The following is an 18771-nucleotide window of genomic DNA, read 5'->3' on the forward strand; positions in this document are numbered from 1 at the left end:
TAATAAATTACTTATTCACTGCCATCATAGCACGCGCTGTGTCGAGCATACGATTAGCAAAACCCCATTCGTTATCACACCATACTAATAACTTTATCAGTCGTTTATGACTAACACGTGTTTGTGTGCCATCAATAATACAAGAATGTGGGTCGTGATTAAAATCAACCGATACAAGCGGCTCTTCGGTATAACTTAAAATACCTTCTAAGCGGTCTTTTGCTTGTGCTTTAAGTGCATTATTTACTGCATTTAAATCTACATCGGTATTAACCGTTACACTTAAATCCATTGCCGTGACATTTATAGTCGGTACACGTACAGCTATGGCTTCAAAACGGCCTTTAAATTTAGGTAAAATACGGTCTATACCACGGGCGAGCTTTGTATCAACTGGAATAATTGATTGGCTTGCAGCGCGAGTACGGCGTAAATCATGATGATAACCATCAATCACTTGTTGATCGTTCATCGACGCATGAATCGTTGTAATAGCGCCCGACTCAATACCAAATGCATCATCTAATACTTTAATAACCGGCACAACACAGTTAGTTGTACACGATCCGTTAGAGACAATTGTGTGCTCGCTTTTAAGCTCATCGTCGTTAATGCCATATACAATCGTAGCATCAACATCGTTATCGGCAGGATGCGAAAACAACACCTTTTTAGCGCCTGCGGTAATATGTAACTGCGCATGTTCACGCGAGTGATAAACACCCGTACATTCAAGTACAACGTCTACATCGAGCGTTTGCCAAGGTAATTCAATTGGGTTTTCTTCACAAAAAAGTGCAATGGTATCGCCTGCAACACTAATGGTGTCTTCACCAAGTTTTACAGGAAAAGAAAAACGACCGTGGGATGTGTCGTATTTTAATAAATGAGCAATAGCTTCAGGATCAGCAAGTTCGTTAATCGCAACAATTTTTATATCGTCGCTCAAACCAGACTCGTATAACGCGCGGACAATATTTCGACCAATACGACCAAAACCATTAATTGCAAGTTTGATTGCCATGAAATATAAAATCCACTCTTTTAGCGTGCAGATAAAGGCAATACGCCTTTTAGATGTCTGTATTGTAATCGACCTTGCATCTGATTATAAGAGGGAAGCATTAGAAACTTTAAATTAAGGTTAAAGAGCTTAGGCATTGCAAGCTCTTCGAGGGGTCAGGCTTTTAAAATTAAGTTTTTTATACTAAATTTTTCAAAGCGTTAATTATATCTTCTGGCTCAGAACGAGTACGATAATCAACATCAACATAACGCCAAGTCACTTTACCTTGTTTATCTAAAACAAAGGTGGCAGGGATCGGTAAAACACTACTATTGCCATTGTTAACCGACTCTAAATCTAGGCCTCGGTCTACTCGCATATGCTCGAGTAAAAATGTGGGCACTTGCCATGCTACGCCGTAGCTTGCTGCTACATCGGCATTTTGATCACTCAGCACTAAAAAATCCATGTTACTTATATCGCTTTCGTTCATTGAGCCATCGGGTACTTGCGGGCTAATAGCCACCAATTGTGCGCCTAATGCGTGAACTTCAGGTAAACGTGCTTGAAGCGCTTTGAGCTGTAAATTACAGTACGGACACCAACTTCCACGATAAAAAGTAACAACCACAGGCCCTTTAGCAAGTAACTCAGTTAACTGCACCGATTGACCATGTTGATTTGGTAACTCAAAACTTGGTGCGATTTGGTTTAAATCAAGTGCATTAGCACCTTGTTGAAACGCTTTTGCTTGTGCAATCGTTTCATCAACACCTTTCATAAAATCAGGATTACCTTTACGCCCTGCTGCTATTTTTGCCTCAGTTTGTGCTTTTAATGTGTTGCTTTCATCGCTCATAGTATCGCTACCTTCAAATTAATCAAAAACGTAAAGCCAGCTTACATTATGAAAATGTATTTGAAATGAAAATTTTAACTTAATCATTTACTTCTAAATCAAACACCACGTTTATTGATGATTTAAAGCTTACCGTTTGTTGTAGATAATTTTTGCGAGCTTTAGGAAAAGAATCGCTTATTGGATTTACTCTATCTATTTTTTTAACCGCTGCACCAAAACCACTGTAAACACTTTTTTGAGTTGAGCTAATAGTGCGTACTTCACCCACTTTTGTACCAAAGGAGTTAGCAAGCATATTTGCTTTTTCTTTTGCGTTATTAAGTGCTTGTTGTGTAGCTTGTGCTTGTAACAGCTCAGCTTTTGAAGATAAAAACTCAGTATTTTGAATCGCATTTACTTTTAAATTCAATAAAAAATCACTTAAATCATTCACTCTTTCAATATTTTTTAGTGTTACTTCAAAGGTCCTTATAGCTGCGTATTCAGCGGGAGTCTGATGCCCTGTTTCAATGTAATCCATACCCGTTTTTTCAACTTTAACACTTGAGGCAACTACATCATCGGCAGTTATTTCAAATTGATTTAGTCCATCAATTAGTAAATTAACTTTATTATCAAGATCGTTCTTAGCTGCTAAAGGTTCGTTTTTAATACTTATAATTTGAAATAGTATTTTAGCGATATCAGGATTGGCAAGCACCTCTGCAGTCCCTTGAACCGAAATTTGACGGCTTGTAGGCAAACTTGAATTAGCAAAAGTGATGAGTGGGAATAAGGTTAAGAAAATGGCAGTGATGAGTTTCATGATCGTCCTTGAAGTGATTAGTTAGATAATGATTACGTAACTGTACCTATAATTATACGGATAACAATAAAAGTAAACTGCTCTTTATTGTAGGTGGGAGTTTATCTCGCGCGGCATAAAGCCCCGCCTACAGCCAACCTACACCAACTCGCCTACTTTTAGCTCTTTGCCACGGCTTATTTGATGGCACTGGGCTAGCAGTAACTCGGCAGTGGCTTGTGCATCGGTCAGTGCGTGATGGCAATGATAGCTTGGTAACTCATAACGTGTGCGGCAAGCATTAAGGGTTAAATCATCTTGTTTTATTTCAGTTGAATGATGGAGTAAGCGCTTTTGCTCAATATGCAGTGTGTCGAGTATCAGTTTAGGCCGTATTGTTATATTGGCATTTTTAAGCGCTATTTTTAAAAAACCCCAGTCGAGTATGGCGTTATGAAACACTAAAATACAGTCGCTAAAATGGTTACTTAATTGTATTAATATACTGTTTAGGCTTAGCCCCTTTGTTATAGCATCGTCGCTAATCCCATGAAAAACAGGACTTTGCTCAAGGCTTTTTACGTCTTTATTTATAAGGTGCTGCGACTCGCTCATTTTTATACATTGGTTATCTATTATCACCCACGCTACCGATACAATTTCGTGCTGTTTTGCATCAAGGCCAGTGAGCTCTAAATCAATCACCAAATAACGTTGTTGTAAGGCATTTTTGCCTAGTAATTTACGGCGCTTTAAATACCGAGTGAGCAACTTTTTTACCATGTTAGTAATCCATCATTATAAACTGCCACGAGCAAACTTAAACGCAGCGGCTTGCTGCGCTTGTTTAACAAGGTAAAACGCTTCTTTTAGCTGATGGCGCTCTAGTGAGTTTAATTTATTAGGATTAATACAATTACTCGGTAAGCCTTCTTCGTTTATTTGTGTACTCAAGCGAAGCTGCGTTAAGAACCGCCAACAGTCTTTTAGGTTGTATATATCTTCTTTGCTGATCAGTTTATGTTTTAATAGTGCGTCTAATCGCTCTTGCGTGTTGGCGCGCCTAATACCCGCTTTTAAAGCGTATAACCGCACTATGTCATTTATAATTACAACACCGCGTTTTTTTAAATCTATGTATTTATTATTTTGATCTGTTTTTTCGGTTTTAAATTTATTAAATAAACCAATTGGCACGCTGTTGCTGCTTATGTCGGTTGCCATTGCGGCATAGAATAAGTCGTTACGCGATATACGAATTAGTTGCTCGCAAAAATCCGTGTATAAAGCGTTTGAACCTTCAATAAATCGCAGGTCAAAAAATATCTTACAGTTAAGCATTGCATTGGGTGTGGGGCTTTTTATCCATTTAAAAAAGCGCTCGCTCCAGTCGTTTACGCTCATACGGCACTCATCACTGCTTGCCATAATATTACCTGGGCAACGCCTAATGCCGCACTCAACTAAATTCTCGCATACAAACTCCCCCATACTTTTAAAGTAAGCGTGTTGCTCGGTGGTTAAGTCGTTAGGGAGTAATAAGCCGTTATCTTGATCTGAATGCAGGGTTTGTTCTTCGCGTGCTTGCGAGCCAAAGCAAATAAAACTAAAGCTGGTTGGCGCTGCGCCATGCTCTTCTTGAAATAAGTGAATCAGGCGCGATGTAAGCGCATCGGTTAAACCACTGAGTAATTTACCAATTAGCGATATGTCGTCAATGTTGTACGAAAAACTACGCAAAAGTTCGGGAATTTCTTTAGCGTAGCGTTTTAAATCAGTAACAGTGTGCGCTTTATATATGCGCCCAATAAGCTGTACGGGGTCACTTTTTTGTTGGCGCAGTAAATCGGTGCTGGTTATCATCCCTATCGGGTTATGGTTTTCGTCAAGCACGGGCAAATGGTGAATATTGTATTTAAGCATTAAGTGCAGCGCCGAAAACACCCGGTTATTTTCAAATATAAACTTAGGTTTGGCGGTCATAATACTGCTTACTGCGTCTTGTGGATCTACCTCGTCGGCAAGTACTCGGTTGCGTAAATCGCGGTCGGTCACCACCCCTACTAAGTGCGCGTGCTGCGTTATCATTATTGACGAGACGCCATGCTCTTTCATTTTTTTAGCGCTTTGCCTAATACTTGCATCGGGCGTAAGCGTAATTGCTGTGCGCGTCATCAGCTCTGATATTTTACGTTCCGACCAGCTATCGTTTTTACTTTTATAATGCGATGACAACAACCGGTTAGCATGAGCGCGTACAAAGTATTGCTCAAACGATTTATATTCTCTGCGTAAAAAATCAAAATGCGTTTGAGAGAGCATATACACTATGCCCTCTTTTTGTACTTCTAATCTATTTTGAATTGCCTCACCGGTTAACAGCGACGGAAAACCAAAATAGTCACCTTGCGCTAAGCGCGTAACAACATCGCCCTTGCCATCAACTAGGTCGTACAAACCAGAGCGAATTAAAAATAGTTTAGGGTTTTCACTTTGTAACCACTGAGTTTGGTTTTCGCGGGTAAGGTAAATAATATCAAGATGATTTACAAAATATTCGTATGCGCTGCTATCAAGCATACTAAAAGGCGCTTGCAAACAAACGTATTGGGCTATTTCTTGTTGTTCTACACTCATTGTATTCGCTCTTTAAATGGTGATGTACCAATCTAATGTACTTATTTATTAAACAAATAAAAAGCCCGACTAAAGTCGGGCTTTGGGTGCTTTATGTTTTTTTACTATATCTATAAATGTTGCCTAGTGATCGTGCGCTTCAGCTGACCCTTTAGGGTTACGAATACCTTCTACCATTTCTTGAATTTCAATAGGTGTAGCTTGAGTAAATTTAAGAACAACTGCGGCTACTACAAAGTTAATAATCATACCAATTAAGCCAATACCTTCAGGCGAAATACCTAAAAACCAATGTTCAGGGTTGTTAAGCTCAGGGCTTACAAACTTGAAGAAGATAATATAAGCAGCGGTAAAGCCAATACCCGTTACCATACCTGCAATTGCGCCCTCTCGGTTCATTGTTTTAGAGAATATACCCATAATAATTGCTGGGAAGAAACTCGCTGCCGCCAAGCCGAATGCAAATGCCACTACCGATGCCACAAATCCAGGCGGGTTAATACCAAAGTATGCGGAGATAACAATAGCGACCATGGCTGCCAACCTCGCTGCAAGTAACTCTTGCTTGTCGGTAATATCGGGCTTGAGGGTTCGCTTGAGTAAATCGTGCGAAACGGAGGTCGAAATAACCAGTAGTAAACCTGCTGTTGTAGACAGTGCAGCGGCAATACCACCGGCAGCTACAAGTGCGATTACCCATGCTGGTAAATTAGCAATTTCTGGATTTGCTAATACCATAATATCGCGGTCTACATTTACTTCGTTAGCACTGTTCGGATCGGTGATTTTACCCGCCGTGTAGAACATTTTGCCATCGCCGTTTTTATCATCAAATGTAATTAAACCTGTGCGTTCCCAGTTTTTAATCCATCCTGGTGCTTCTGCGTAAGCTGTACCGCTACCGTCTTTACCATTAATAGTATCAACCATGTTTACGCGAGCAAAGGCTGCAACCGCAGGTGCTGTAGTATAAACAATCGCGATGAACACAAGAGTCCATGCAGCAGAAATACGTGTGTCTTTTACGCGAGGTACAGTGAAAAAGCGTACAATTACATGTGGTAAACCAGCAGTACCTACCATTAACGCACCAGTAATAGCAAATACGTCAATCATGCTCTTAGAGCCTTCGGTATATTGCGCAAAACCAAGTTCAGCACTTAAGCCGTCTAGTTTATCAAGTACGTACACGCCATCGCTGCCAATCAATGTGGCACCAAAACCGGTTTGCGGAAAGAAATGACCCGTCATCATCATCGAGATAAAAATGGCTGGTACAAGGTAGGCAAATACAAGTACACAATACTGCGCTACTTGTGTGTAGGTAATGCCTTTCATGCCGCCAAGTACCGCATAAAAGAATACAATCACCATACCAATGTAAACACCGGTTTCAATTTCTACTTCTAAAAAGCGTGAAAATACCACGCCTACGCCACGCATTTGCCCTGCTATATAAGTGAAACAAATGAATATGGCACAAAAAATAGCAACTAAACGCGCGGTACGTGAATAGTAACGGTCGCCAATAAAGTCTGGCACAGTAAACTTGCCGAATTTACGTAAGTAAGGCGCTAAACACATGGCTAATAGTACATAACCACCTGTCCACCCCATTAAGTAAACACTGCCATCGTAACCTGCAAACGAAATAATACCCGCCATTGAAATAAACGACGCGGCGCTCATCCAATCGGCAGCTGTTGCCATACCATTAGCAAGAGGAGGTACGCCGCCGCCCGCTACATAAAACTCTTTGGTTGAACCCGCTCGGGCCCATATTGCTATGCCGATATAAAGCGCAAAGCTTAAACCAACAATTAAAAACGTGAGTGTTTGAACATCCATTGCTTAGCTCCTATTCGTCTACGCCGTATTTTTTATCTAACGTATTCATTTTGAAAACGTACACAAAAATCAAAGCAACAAAGGTATAAATCGCGCCTTGCTGGGCGAACCAGAAGCCAAGTTTAAACCCAAAAAAACGTACTTCATTAAGTACATCAACCAGTAATATGCCAAAGCCAAAAGACACGACAAACCACACTGCTAACAGTTTAAATAACAGCGAAATGTTTTCTGCCCAATAAGCTTTTGCTTGTTCTTCATCTTTAAAAGCCATTTTTGTTTTCCCCTTTAAGCACCGCAATATCGCGATGAGTGGTTTTTTATCTTCGCTTACCAATTTAGCAACGCTGGTTACATATTGAATTGAGACCATAGTCGTAACAGCCTGTTAACGTTTACGTAAACTGTATTTATCATTCAAGCGTGTTTTATATATTTTTATATTATTTCAATTGCTTAGGCTATTTTTGTAAGCTGGCTTTATGATTAAATTGATAAGTTGGTCATTAATGCGACATTAGTCTAATGCTCAAGGGTGTTTTATTTTTACTGTTAATATTCAATAAGATATAAATAAAATAAAAGTTTTATTTTAAATTCAACCCTCACACTTAACCCCAGTTCTGGTATTGTGTTAATCCCTCATAGGGATGAGGGACTATTTAAAATAATAAGGTTTAATAACAACATGACTGCCGTACTCATTATTGTTGCTTTAAGTTATATAGGTGTGCTGTTTTGGCTTGCCAATTGGGGCGATAAAACGACCCCTTTGGCAAAGCGTATTAGCCATCACCCTTTTGTGTATTCACTCTCACTCGGGATTTACTGTACCTCTTGGACTTATTACGGTTCGGTGGGAACAGCCGCCACCAGCAGTTGGAGTTACTTGCCAATATTATTAGGCCCTGCGTTGCTGTTTTTATTCGGCCAAGGATTTTTACGTAAGCTGGTACTCGTAAGTAAAAAACAAAACATAACGACTATTGCTGACTTTATTTCAGCTCGTTACGGCAAACGTCAAACTACAGCAATAATGGTTACTGTAATCGCATTACTGGCAACCATTCCCTACATTGCACTGCAATTAAAAGCGCTTAGTACAAGCTTTTTACTTTTGCAAAACAGTAATAAAATATCCGGCGATATGCTCGCGCTTTCTGCCACACTAATTATGGCTTTATTTGCTATATTTTTTGGTACTCGCAAAGTTGATGTAACTGAATATCGCTCTGGCTTAATGCTCGCTGTTGCATTTGAATCTATGATCAAACTTATTGCTCTTATTGCCGTTGCGGGGCTTGCAGTATTTACACTTTTTAATTTACCCGAAGCCACCACGAACAAAGTAACTGAGTCTATTTGGGGTCACTGGAGCGATTTTAACTTTTTTAGCTTTAACTTTATTGGTCAGTCTTTAATGGCTGCGGCAGCTATTATATGTTTGCCTCGCCAGTTTCATGTAACCGTGGTCGACAACCAAAACAAACGCCACTTACTTACCGCTCGCTGGGCTTTTCCGCTGTATTTACTACTAACAGCCGCAATGATTTTACCTATCGCGACTGCGGCCATTCATCCTGAAATTGGCAGCGGCTATTCACCCGACAGCTTTGTACTTGCCCTACCACTAATTAACGACAATGCATTCTTAACCACTTTTGTATTTATAGGTGGACTATCGGCCGCCACCGCAATGATAGTGGTAGCAACGCTTACATTAAGCACGATGATTTCAAACGATGTGGTACTGCCGTTAATGCTACGTAGAAAGTTTAAACGTAACTTAATTACCAGCAGTTATAAGTCTCGTATATTACTTGTAAGGCGCTTTGCTATTGCAGGCATATTAATTTTGGCCTATTTCTATCAGCAATGGTTTGGCCATAGTAGCGCACTGGCCAGTATGGGCTTGGTGGCGTTTTCACTTGTTACCCAATTGCTGCCCTCTATTGTGGGTGGTTTATATTGGCGAAAAGGTCATGCTTATGGGGTGTATGCAGGTTTAGTAGCAGGCTTTATTTGCTGGATACTATTTTTAATGCTGCCAATACTCGATGCCGGCACAACCCTTGATAGCGAGCTGCAACAAACGCTTATAACGCGTGGAACCTTGATAGCTTTGTTTGCCAATATTGGTTGTTATATTAGTTTTTCACTTGGGGCTGAGGAGCGCTTAATTGATAAAATTCAGGCCGCTGCTTTTGTTAACCCTAAAGATCAGGCTATTTTATCAAGGCGCTTAAATAAAGACGTAAAAGCCACCGTTTACGACTTTAAAATACTACTGCAAACATTTCTAGGTATTCAGCGCAGCCAACAAGTACTGGCCCATTACGCACTCGCCCATCATTTAAGTGATAACAACGCACACCCAGAGCCTGAATTTATAGCTTACTGCGAACGCGCATTAACGGGCGTGCTTGGCGCATCGTCAGCGCAAGCGTTAATACATACGGTATCGTCGGGTAAACGTATGGCGTTTGAAGAAGTAGTAAACTTTTTTGACGAAACCACACAAGCGCTGCAATTTAATCAAAATCTGTTATTTACCTCACTCGAAAATTTAAGCCATGGTATTTCAGTTGTTGATAAAGATTTAAAACTCGTTGCATGGAACAAACGCTACAATGAAATGTTTGGCTACCCTGAAGGCTTTTTAGAAGTAGGCCAACCCATAGAAGACATTATTAGATACAACGCTAACCGTGGTGAATGTGGCCCTGGTGAAATAGAACGCCAAGTAGAAAAACGTGTACAGCATTTAAAATATGGCAGCTCGCATCATTTTATTCGCCACCGTCGTAATGGCCAAGTATACGAAATGATTGGTAATCCGCTGCCCGATGGCGGATTTGTTACCAGCTTTTCAGATATTACAAACCACATAAGTACGCAAAATGCGCTTGAAGAAGTAAACATGGATCTTGAAAACCGCATAGAAGCACGTACTCAAGAAGTGCAAACTATTAATAAAGACTTACAAGCTCAAATAGATAGCCGTGTACAAACCGAGCAAGCACTTACCTTAGCTAAACGAGAAGCAGAGCAAGCCAACGACAGTAAAACGCGCTTTTTAGCACTAGCGAGCCACGACATTTTACAGCCGTTAAATGCAGCACGTTTATACCTTGCCGCCATTGACGAAAAACAGCTCGACAGCACTAACCAAAACAGCTTTGAAAAACTAGGCGACAGTCTCGATTCAACCGTGCATTTAATGTCGGCACTGCTTGAAATAGCTAAGCTTGAGCAAGGCGCTATGACCCCTACCCCTCGCCACTTTTATATTGAAGATATTTTAGCCCCACTACAAAGTGAATACGCTATTTTATCAAGTGATAAAGGCCTTAAACTTAGTGTGCGTTCAAACCAGCAAATTGTGCACAGCGATATAACCTATTTGCGCCGAATTATTCAAAACTTGGTCTCTAATGCAGTTAAATACACCGATAATGGCCGTGTATTAATTGCCTGTAGGAACCGAAAGCATAATTTACGAATAGAAGTATGGGATACAGGCCCAGGTATTAGCGAAGTAGAGCAAGCTAAAATATTTAACGACTTTTACCGTGTTGAGTCGGGCGATAACAAAGGTGTAGGCTTAGGCTTAGGTGTTGTAAAACGTATGGCTGACTTGCTAAGTTTGCCGCTTGATGTGCATTCTGAGCCAAATAAAGGTAGCCGTTTTAGCATTGAGGTACCTTATGGTGACGAGCAATTTGTACAACAAAAAAGTACTACAAATAGCCTAATAGAAAACCGTGCAGCAATTAATATTGTTGCCGTAGACGACGACCCTGAAAATTTAGCAGCAATGGCAAGCTTACTTAAAAAGTGGCAAGCTAATTACACCCTTTTTGATAACGTAGATAATGTACTGGCGCATGCTAAGCAAAACGGTGCACCCGATGTTATTTTAATGGACTATCAATTAGGTAGCGACTGCGATGGCATAACGCTAATTAAAACCCTGCGCGAAATTTGGCAAAGCCAAGTCCCTGCTATTTTAATTACCGCAGTGCGCGACACCGAGCTTAAACAAGAAACCAAAGCCGCTAATATTCATTATTTAAGTAAGCCAATTAAACCGGGCAAACTAAAGGCACTGCTTAATCACAGTACATAATAAGCTAGTAAAAAGTATTCTAGTTAAAAGTGTTCTAGTTAAAAGCTATCAAGTAATAGCGTAAAACAAAAAGCCCAGTATCTTCACTGGGCTTTGCTTTATAAAGTATTCATAAAGTTAAACTTGATTTACTCAGCTTCTAAGCTTTTGGAACAACCAACTTAACCCCACCAACGAAAGCCCTAATCCAATAAACGAAAGCGCTTTAAGTAAGCCCTCCAAGTTAGCCATATCAATTAAAAACACTTTAACAATAACTGCAGCTAGTATCCCTAGGCCTACTTTTTGTATTAATAATTGATTTTTTAAATGACCAAAAATAACAGTACCCGCACCCAATACTAACCAAATAACAGAGTAGCTATAGAGCTCTGCATTGCTTGCGCCTTTTGATAAGTAAATGTAAGGACCTTGCCAGTACTGACGAATAAAGCTGTTTATTGCCAATAATATAAAGCCACCCGCAACGGCCAATATAAATGGCGTAGCTTTAGCATTTATTGGTTTTACAAGCTTGGCCAGCCAAAGCGTTAATCCTGCAGGTACTAACCACAATAGTAATAACCAGTTAAATATTGGCAGCTCACCTATGTAAAGTGATTCAAATAATGGGTTATCGTCAAGTAGTGTTTTAATAGCAAAAAGCCCTGCTAACCCCGCAAGTGAAAAACCCGCCACTTTATATAACTTAGCTAAAGTACCGGCAAGTTTTGCTCTGTGTAAATACACACACCCTAATGCCAGCCAGTTACAGGTAAGGAGTATTTGTTCGTAAAAGTTAAGTGAATCAAATTGCGGATAATGCCCTACTAACTGATAACTTGTTTCGGTAGTAATAAAAAGCGCTAAACAATGAAGGGCTGCACCTTCGAGCCATATTTTAAGTTTTGATGAGTCAAAGCACTTAGCTGCGGCAAAAAATAACGCGATACATAACGGATAAACCACAATACTCCAATGCAAACCAAATACCGTTAACGCATCGTAGCTTGGTGTCCAAGGCGCAAGCGTTAAGCGCAGTAATAACGCAGCAACCAAGGCTTTTATAGGCCAATGCGGCATAGGCACGCTATAACGTTTAATAAGTACGCTTATAAGTAATACTTGTACAGCAAGAGCAATGGTTAGGCCGCTGTCACTTAGTAGCATGGTAATTGCTAACGTAATATTGGCATTAGCCCCTACCCAATAAGTAAAACGCTGAAATAGCGTTGTATTATGCTGCGCGAGATTTATTAAAATAGCTGCCACTATAAACAATACAACGGCCCAAAGCGGATACGCTGTACTTAACGCAGAATTAGGAATAAGCGTATATAAAGTCGCTATCATTACAAATGCACTAAATGCTCCCGTAATATGAAACGCTAAACGCTTAATCTGTTTTTTACCATAATAGAGCCCAAAAGCGGTAAGTAACAATCCGAGTAATAAACCCAAACCGTATTCATTTTTGAATATAAAGAGTGCGTCATCAAATAGATTTGGCGAAAGATGCGTGCTTTCAGCACTTATAACTAATAGCGTTGAAATAACTAACGCTACGCCCTGCCAAATATCCCAACGGCTATTTTTAAGGACTAAAAACAACACCAATACAATACTTAACACGCCGATTGCTTGCCACTGCATATCAAAGTGACTGATCAACATAGTAAATATTAAGGGCGCTATAAAAGCGAGTAGTAATGCATGATCTGGAAGCACTTTAATTAAGCGTTTTAAACTGTGCGGGCGATGTTCAATAACATTCAGTTTTAGACCTAAGCGCGGTATAGCAATTAACCCTACAATACTAAGTAAAGCAAATGCCCCCATTAACCAAACGGTATTAGCTTTAAGTAGCGTAAAACCAACTAAATACCAGCCAATGTGCCCAGCCCATAGTAAATACCATAGCCAAATACGTTGTACTTTATGTGCAACTAACGCGGCTGACAAACTTACAAAACCAACATACATAAATAATGCAAACAAGTTACCACTGCCTGTACTAACCCATATTGGTACACTATAAGCGCCAATAATACCTAATACAGCCAATAATGGGCCTAGCCTAAGCGCCATTGCACTTGCACTAATCGCAATAACAGCCAGTGCAAAAAATGCCACGGTAGGGCTAAGCATAGCGTAGCTACTGTAAGCTAAAAGCGTTAAAGCAAAACAGGTAATAAACCCGCCGCTGGCAAGCGCTGCGGGTATGTAATTATTAAAGCCTTCAAATACAATGCGTTTATGGTGTAAATAAGCTGCGGCTGCAATTAAGCTAAGTCCAAATAATCCACCTAAACTCAGCCTCATCACAGGCGATAGTAATCCCGCTTCTAGGCTGTATTTAGCTAAAAATATGCCACCAAAAGCAAGTGCTATTGCGCCAATCCAGGTCATCCAGTTCTCTTCAAACCCTGCGCGTAATTTATTAAATAGTAATTCTGTGGCTGATGCTGCAGCTGGTTTGGCTTTTTTAGGAGGCGCTGATGGCTGATTTATTAAAGGTGGCGACGCGTTTTGGGACGTTAAGCTTGGCTGTGCTTTATGAGCAATTGGCTCTGATCTTGAAAGCGCTGCCTGAGCCGTAGATGCTTCACTTTGAGGTTCACTTTGCGATATCGATTTATGTGTTTGTAGATGTGTTATTTTGGCCCTTAAAACAGCAACTTCTTGTTTTAATCCATTTAACTGCACTAGCGCTATTAAGCCGCAAATAGCACCGGCAACTACAACCAGTATTACTATGACGGCTAACCCAACTAAATCATCCATGGCACACTCTTATTAATTATTATGCCCTGAGTGTACCTAATTATTAATGAGTAGGTAAATTTTGTTCAATAAAAAAGCCTAAGTACTTAAAGTGCTTAGGCTTTATGCTACTTAATATGTTTAGGTTTATTCAACACTATCGGTAATAGTGCGCTCTAGGGTCATTTTATAACCTGAGCTTGTTGTTTCATCATGCTCTAAAATCAATATGTAGTTACCCTCTTGTGTAAAGTCCATATCGCTTTGTTGAATAAGCACAATTTGCTGGCCGTTGTCTTCATATACAACATAAACTGTGTAAATTTCGTTATCTACAACCTGCTCTTCTTGGTCATACTTATCTAGGCCATCGACTAAGTTACTGGTGTCGTCTACCGTTTCGCCGTTAAGTGTAAAGTACACATCTACATCTGAAACCGACTGCCCTGCGTAGCTTTCAATTAGATTTACAACCGATACCGTATGGCTGTAACTGCTTGGTGTTAGATTTTCTTCAACGCTCATCATACGTAAACCGTTATCAACGTCGTTATAAAAAATACCCACCGCACTTTGCTCGCGCTCTAGCGTCATTAAAAAGTTATCAGCTAGTTTTGTACCTTCTTCGTCGTACATCGCTACGCTGTAACTATTAGGCGAAAGTTCAACATAATCGGTATAAGAGTCACTAGCGACTGTATTTGTTGTATTTACAGTTGTACCGCGTGTAGCAGAAAAGCTTACTGGCGAGTAGTCATCAACGGTATTTATAAAACGTAATTGCCCTAGGGCAGATTGATGTTTAAGCTCAGTAACGTAGTTATTATCGGTTACTACATCAAGCGTAATACCGCCTTCTTCTGTTGCATAACTTGGGCGGATCATTGCTACATAACTTGCTTCATCGTATAAATAAACAGATGACGACTCGTACACAACATCACTGCTGCCCGCTTCTGTTATGTAAATAGTGTAATAACCTTCATCAACGCTTTGCAGATCTAACTCACTTAAATATTGAGCCGATGAAAAAAGTGTCGCGCTTTCAAATACGCCATCATCAGTTGCTAAGTAAATATCGTAGTTAGTATCCTCACCTGCAATATTGTAAAACCCTAAGTTAAACTCACCCGTATCGCTTGAGATAGGTACGCTAAGCTCTGTAAATGTAGGCTCATCAAAGTTACCACTCATTACTACTAACTGTGTTTTGTCACCCTTAATAGAAATTTCTTGATCGCTAATTGTTATATAGCTGTCGTTAGCATCTAGGTACTCAAAACTTACATCATAAGTGTCTGTGCTGTAGTTATGGCGAGTAGTTACATCAGCAAAATCAGCGCCTGAGCGCTCTGTTTCTTCAACAAACAAACGTGTGTATGGGCTATTGTAAGAGCCGTTATACAATTGGATGTAACCTGTAGAGCTTGAGCTATCGTCAGAGCCACAGCCCGACAAAATAGTAATTAGACTTAAGGGTAATGCAGCTTTTAAAAGGGAGTTGGTCATTAAGGTTATTCCTTATTATTAATATCCCCATTATGACCCAAACATTCTATTTTAATTTCATGATTTACAAAGCATTACCCTCACTGACATTTCCTTACGAAAACGTTAAAAAGTGTAGTAAATGTGCAAACAATAAGGACGTGTTTTTATATAATTAAGATGCTTACGGGGCAATTTCAAAACGATCTCGGCCACTCTTCTTAGCTAAATATAAAGCTTGATCAGCGCGCTTCATTACTTTATCTAAAGGCTCATTAGGCGTTTGCATTGCAACACCTATACTTACTGTTAGGTGACGAGAATTTTGAATATTTATGGTGTGCGCAAGGTCAATTAATTGCTGCGAAAAATCACACGCTTGCGTCATATTATTTGTAGGCAAGTAGCCACCAAATTCTTCACCACCGAGGCGAGCAAATTTGTTTTGGTGCGTAAAAGCATTGTCGTATTTAGTTGCTAGTTCTTTAAGCATTACATCACCAACATCATGACCAAACTCATCATTAATTGCTTTAAAGTGGTCTATATCGATAATTAAAATAACGTAAGGTGAGTGCTGAGCATCTTTAACGTGCTGATAAAAATAACGTCTATTATGTACCTTGGTTAAATCGTCAATAATGAGCTCACGCGCTAATCGGTTATTAATACTTTGTACAAAGCGCATAGTTTTAAATAAACCATAGGAAGTTAAAAGCATGCCGCTGGTTCTGCATAAGTCCTCAAAATAAATACTTATCCAATAAGGTTGCACAACTAACTCATCAAGCACGTCTGCCGTGGTGCCAATGCTCCATAGTAATAAACCAAAACTAGAAAAAATATATGCTTTTTTAGATAGCTCAGAGCATTGAACCATCCAAAACAGAAATATAATGACAATTAAATTAATGAAATCGGTAGTAAAACCGTACACATTGTTTTGAACTTGTAAGGGAAGAAAGTTAGTTAGGGAGTAGGCTGAAAAAATAGCAATATAGATCAATAAAGCTAAACTTAAAACTTTATTGATCAAAGGCATTTTATAAAAGTTAGAAAGTTTAACGGTAAGTTTTACTGTTTCAATCATATTAATTGCTAGGTTTTTCAGTACTTCATTTGAAAACTATAGCACAATAATAAAAACCATCACGAAGATGAAAACCGTAATCCCCCCAAATTTAAACTTAAACTACGGTACTAAGTCCCCACAATCCCAACACTAAAATAGTTAAACCAACCATTGCCTTCGTTTTATGTTTACTAATAATTCGCTCAGCTTCATTACCGGCATAATAAACAATAATAGCCAGGCCAAAGTAACGAATAGAACGCGCAATACCTGAGGCCAATAAAAATAGCCAAATAGAGTACTTAGTCGCGCCCGCTGCAAGCATCGCTATTTGAAATGGAATGGGCACAATGCCCAGTGTTATTACAAACCAAAAGCCTTGATCTTGCATTTTTTGTTTAACGTTTTCAAATTGCTCAGGGCTCGAGAGTGTATTAACAATCCAATCGCCTACTGCATCAAATAAATAGTAACCCAATGCATAACCAAACAATGCCCCCACTATGCAGCCCAAGGTCGCCATTAATGCTATAAGCCATAGCTTTTCTCGACGAGCCTGCATAAGAGGCACAAGCACTGCTTCAAGTGGAATAGGAACTATGGTTGACTCTAAAAACGACGCCACTGTAATACCGCTAAGCATATGCTTAGAGTCAATAAAATTACGCGTTTTTTCTTTTAGCTTTTTTTGAATGGCCATAGTAAATCCTTTTCACTTATCAGTAAGAACAAGATTATTCAATGAGCTAATAATTACATATTTAGGTTAATACACGCTGAAAACAGCGTAGTAAATTTATCAGGTCCTACTGCATTAACAAATTAGTAATATCTATAAGAATATTTTATTATGTGTCAATGCAGTTAAATACCTACCAAAGCAGTTAAAAACTTATGCAAAATGCACGTTTTATTCCCTTTAGAAAACAAGATATTGTCGATATGTGTAGCGAAGAGCTTAAAAGCAGTACACAAAAAACATCGTTTAAACAATTTTGTGGTTTACTAGCAAGCCTTATTCATTACGATTACCACTCAACACTTGAATCACTTAAAAACAACTACGCACCCTTTGATCCCAACAGTGACACGCGATCATTAGCTCCAGTATCGGAGGATCAAAAAGCGCAGTGCCAACGAGATTTTGCTAAAGATTTTGCTAAGGTACTTAATGCAGCTAACTTTGAAGTGATCACCAATGAAGACTTACAAGATGCATTAAACGAAGAGTCACTATTTAAAGTGCGCCTTGAGGTTGAATTTGATGACTTTGAAGAAGTGGTTTTTTATCGCCGTGGCGAGTCGCAACTCACTGAAACCATAACCAGCTTTTGGGGCCTTCGTAAAAAACCGCTGCACTTTACTAATTACGACCGAGTAGCCGTGTTTATTCGCTTTAAAGATAGCGCTTATTTTGAAGCTAAAAATAAAATGCCTTTAGGGTTTGAGCCAAGTTCGACCATAGTTAAGCTGTTTCAAAATGTGCCAAAAGCCGATCTCGAAATGCTATTTCCTAATAGTGAAGTGCGCATGCGCCCTATTGATAAAGCAATTATTGGCTCATCGGCTTTAATAGGCGGTGCGGTGGTACTTATAACTAAGCTTGGTGCATCAATTTTATTATTGCTTGCTCTGTTTGCTTTTTGGGGTGGCTTTAGAAGTGAAGCTGTCGAAATGACGCAACAACACTTTATTACCTTTGCTATTGGCATGGGGGTATTTGGCAGCTTTATTTTTAAAGAATGGAGTAAGTTTAAAAACCGTAAAATTAAATTTATGAAAGCGCTTAGCGATAACCTCTACTTTAAAAACCTTGATAACAACGCCGGTGTTTTTCACACTCTTATTGACGCCGCCGAAGAAGAAGATATAAAAGAAGCGCTGCTTGCGTATACGTTTTTACTAAAATCAGAAAGCGGCTTAACCGCCCAAACGCTTGATGAGCAAATAGAGCATTGGTTTAAAAGCAAATACCAGTGCGATCTTGATTTTGAAATTAGCGATGCGCTTGAAAAGTTGGAGCGTATGCGCTTAGTAACGTGCACTAATGATGTGTATAGCGCAATAAATTTGGAACACGCAAAAACTATTTTAGATGAGCGCTGGGATAACTTGTTTCAATATAATTAACCTGCAAAGTTTACTTAACAACAAAAGCAGCTGAAATTTCAGCTGCTTTTTACGTTATGTATTGAGCTTCAAC

General features: G+C 39.5%; 13 protein-coding genes. 2 read left to right on the plus strand and 11 right to left on the minus strand.

What is annotated here, in order from left to right; translation table 11 throughout:
- Positions 1–7: 7 nt before the first annotated feature.
- From epd to FFU37_RS12065, 7 genes are all read right to left on the minus strand, one after another.
- A complete protein-coding gene (gene epd, locus FFU37_RS12035) occupies positions 8–1024 on the minus strand; it encodes an erythrose-4-phosphate dehydrogenase (RefSeq protein ID WP_002961528.1) in 1017 nt (338 codons plus the stop codon).
- Positions 1025–1202: 178 nt separating this feature from the next.
- The gene (locus tag FFU37_RS12040) at positions 1203–1865 is read right to left on the minus strand and encodes a peroxiredoxin-like family protein (RefSeq protein ID WP_138489572.1); all 663 of its coding nucleotides are present in this window, start codon (positions 1863–1865) and stop codon (positions 1203–1205) included.
- Between the two features lie 79 nt (positions 1866–1944).
- A complete protein-coding gene (locus FFU37_RS12045; RefSeq protein ID WP_138489573.1) occupies positions 1945–2673 on the minus strand; it encodes an SIMPL domain-containing protein in 729 nt (242 codons plus the stop codon).
- Positions 2674–2811: 138 nt separating this feature from the next.
- On the minus strand, positions 2812–3435 hold the full coding sequence (locus tag FFU37_RS12050) for a 3'-5' exonuclease (RefSeq protein WP_138489574.1): 624 nt from the start codon (positions 3433–3435) through the stop codon (positions 2812–2814).
- Positions 3436–3450: 15 nt separating this feature from the next.
- Positions 3451–5289: a DUF294 nucleotidyltransferase-like domain-containing protein gene (locus FFU37_RS12055; RefSeq protein WP_138489575.1), complete on the minus strand. Its 1839-nt coding sequence runs from the start codon at positions 5287–5289 to the stop codon at positions 3451–3453.
- A gap of 123 nt (positions 5290–5412) precedes the next feature.
- Positions 5413–7137 (minus strand): sodium:solute symporter family protein, encoded by a 1725-nt coding sequence (locus FFU37_RS12060; RefSeq protein ID WP_002961534.1) that lies wholly within the window; start codon positions 7135–7137, stop codon positions 5413–5415.
- Between the two features lie 10 nt (positions 7138–7147).
- Entirely contained in the window at positions 7148–7411 is a 264-nt protein-coding gene (locus FFU37_RS12065) for a DUF4212 domain-containing protein (RefSeq protein WP_002961535.1), read from the minus strand.
- A 414-nt stretch (positions 7412–7825) separates the two neighbouring features.
- Here FFU37_RS12065 and FFU37_RS12070 point away from each other — a divergent pair, with 414 nt between their 5' ends.
- Positions 7826–11266 carry a PAS domain-containing hybrid sensor histidine kinase/response regulator gene (locus FFU37_RS12070; RefSeq protein WP_138489576.1) on the plus strand — a complete coding sequence of 1147 codons (3441 nt, stop codon included), beginning with the start codon at positions 7826–7828 and terminating at the stop codon, positions 11264–11266.
- 132 nt (positions 11267–11398) lie between these two features.
- Here the strand turns inward: FFU37_RS12070 and FFU37_RS12075 are convergent, their stop codons facing one another.
- From FFU37_RS12075 to FFU37_RS12090, 4 genes are all read right to left on the minus strand, one after another.
- Positions 11399–14029, minus strand: coding sequence for a DUF2339 domain-containing protein (locus tag FFU37_RS12075; RefSeq protein ID WP_138489577.1), 2631 nt, complete (start codon positions 14027–14029; stop codon positions 11399–11401).
- A gap of 126 nt (positions 14030–14155) precedes the next feature.
- The gene (locus FFU37_RS12080) at positions 14156–15517 is read right to left on the minus strand and encodes a hypothetical protein (protein WP_138489578.1); all 1362 of its coding nucleotides are present in this window, start codon (positions 15515–15517) and stop codon (positions 14156–14158) included.
- Between the two features lie 163 nt (positions 15518–15680).
- Positions 15681–16586, minus strand: a complete 906-nt coding sequence (locus FFU37_RS12085; protein WP_138489579.1) for a GGDEF domain-containing protein — start codon at positions 16584–16586, stop codon at positions 15681–15683.
- A 97-nt stretch (positions 16587–16683) separates the two neighbouring features.
- Positions 16684–17268 carry a YqaA family protein gene (locus tag FFU37_RS12090; RefSeq protein WP_138489580.1) on the minus strand — a complete coding sequence of 195 codons (585 nt, stop codon included), beginning with the start codon at positions 17266–17268 and terminating at the stop codon, positions 16684–16686.
- A 194-nt stretch (positions 17269–17462) separates the two neighbouring features.
- Here FFU37_RS12090 and FFU37_RS12095 point away from each other — a divergent pair, with 194 nt between their 5' ends.
- The gene (locus FFU37_RS12095; RefSeq protein WP_138489581.1) at positions 17463–18698 is read left to right on the plus strand and encodes a TMEM143 family protein; all 1236 of its coding nucleotides are present in this window, start codon (positions 17463–17465) and stop codon (positions 18696–18698) included.
- Positions 18699–18771: the final 73 nt, after the last annotated feature.

It is taken from the genome of Pseudoalteromonas distincta, assembly GCF_005877035.1.
Lineage (GTDB): Bacteria > Pseudomonadota > Gammaproteobacteria > Enterobacterales > Alteromonadaceae > Pseudoalteromonas > Pseudoalteromonas distincta.

Bases quoted from the DNA above. Each gene is read 5' to 3' on its own strand.
- FFU37_RS12070 (WP_138489576.1), top strand. From the start codon at position 7,826: ATGACTGCCGTACTCATTATTGTTGCTTTAAGTTATATAGGTGTGCTG.
- FFU37_RS12095 (WP_138489581.1), top strand. From the start codon at position 17,463: ATGCAAAATGCACGTTTTATTCCCTTTAGAAAACAAGATATTGTCGAT.
- FFU37_RS12040 (WP_138489572.1), bottom strand. From the start codon at position 1,865: ATGAGCGATGAAAGCAACACATTAAAAGCACAAACTGAGGCAAAAATA.
- FFU37_RS12080 (WP_138489578.1), bottom strand. From the start codon at position 15,517: ATGACCAACTCCCTTTTAAAAGCTGCATTACCCTTAAGTCTAATTACT.
- FFU37_RS12055 (WP_138489575.1), bottom strand. From the start codon at position 5,289: ATGAGTGTAGAACAACAAGAAATAGCCCAATACGTTTGTTTGCAAGCG.
- FFU37_RS12045 (WP_138489573.1), bottom strand. From the start codon at position 2,673: ATGAAACTCATCACTGCCATTTTCTTAACCTTATTCCCACTCATCACT.
- FFU37_RS12075 (WP_138489577.1), bottom strand. From the start codon at position 14,029: ATGGATGATTTAGTTGGGTTAGCCGTCATAGTAATACTGGTTGTAGTT.
- FFU37_RS12090 (WP_138489580.1), bottom strand. From the start codon at position 17,268: ATGGCCATTCAAAAAAAGCTAAAAGAAAAAACGCGTAATTTTATTGAC.
- FFU37_RS12065 (WP_002961535.1), bottom strand. From the start codon at position 7,411: ATGGCTTTTAAAGATGAAGAACAAGCAAAAGCTTATTGGGCAGAAAAC.
- epd (WP_002961528.1), bottom strand. From the start codon at position 1,024: ATGGCAATCAAACTTGCAATTAATGGTTTTGGTCGTATTGGTCGAAAT.
- FFU37_RS12050 (WP_138489574.1), bottom strand. From the start codon at position 3,435: ATGGTAAAAAAGTTGCTCACTCGGTATTTAAAGCGCCGTAAATTACTA.
- FFU37_RS12060 (WP_002961534.1), bottom strand. From the start codon at position 7,137: ATGGATGTTCAAACACTCACGTTTTTAATTGTTGGTTTAAGCTTTGCG.
- FFU37_RS12085 (WP_138489579.1), bottom strand. From the start codon at position 16,586: ATGATTGAAACAGTAAAACTTACCGTTAAACTTTCTAACTTTTATAAA.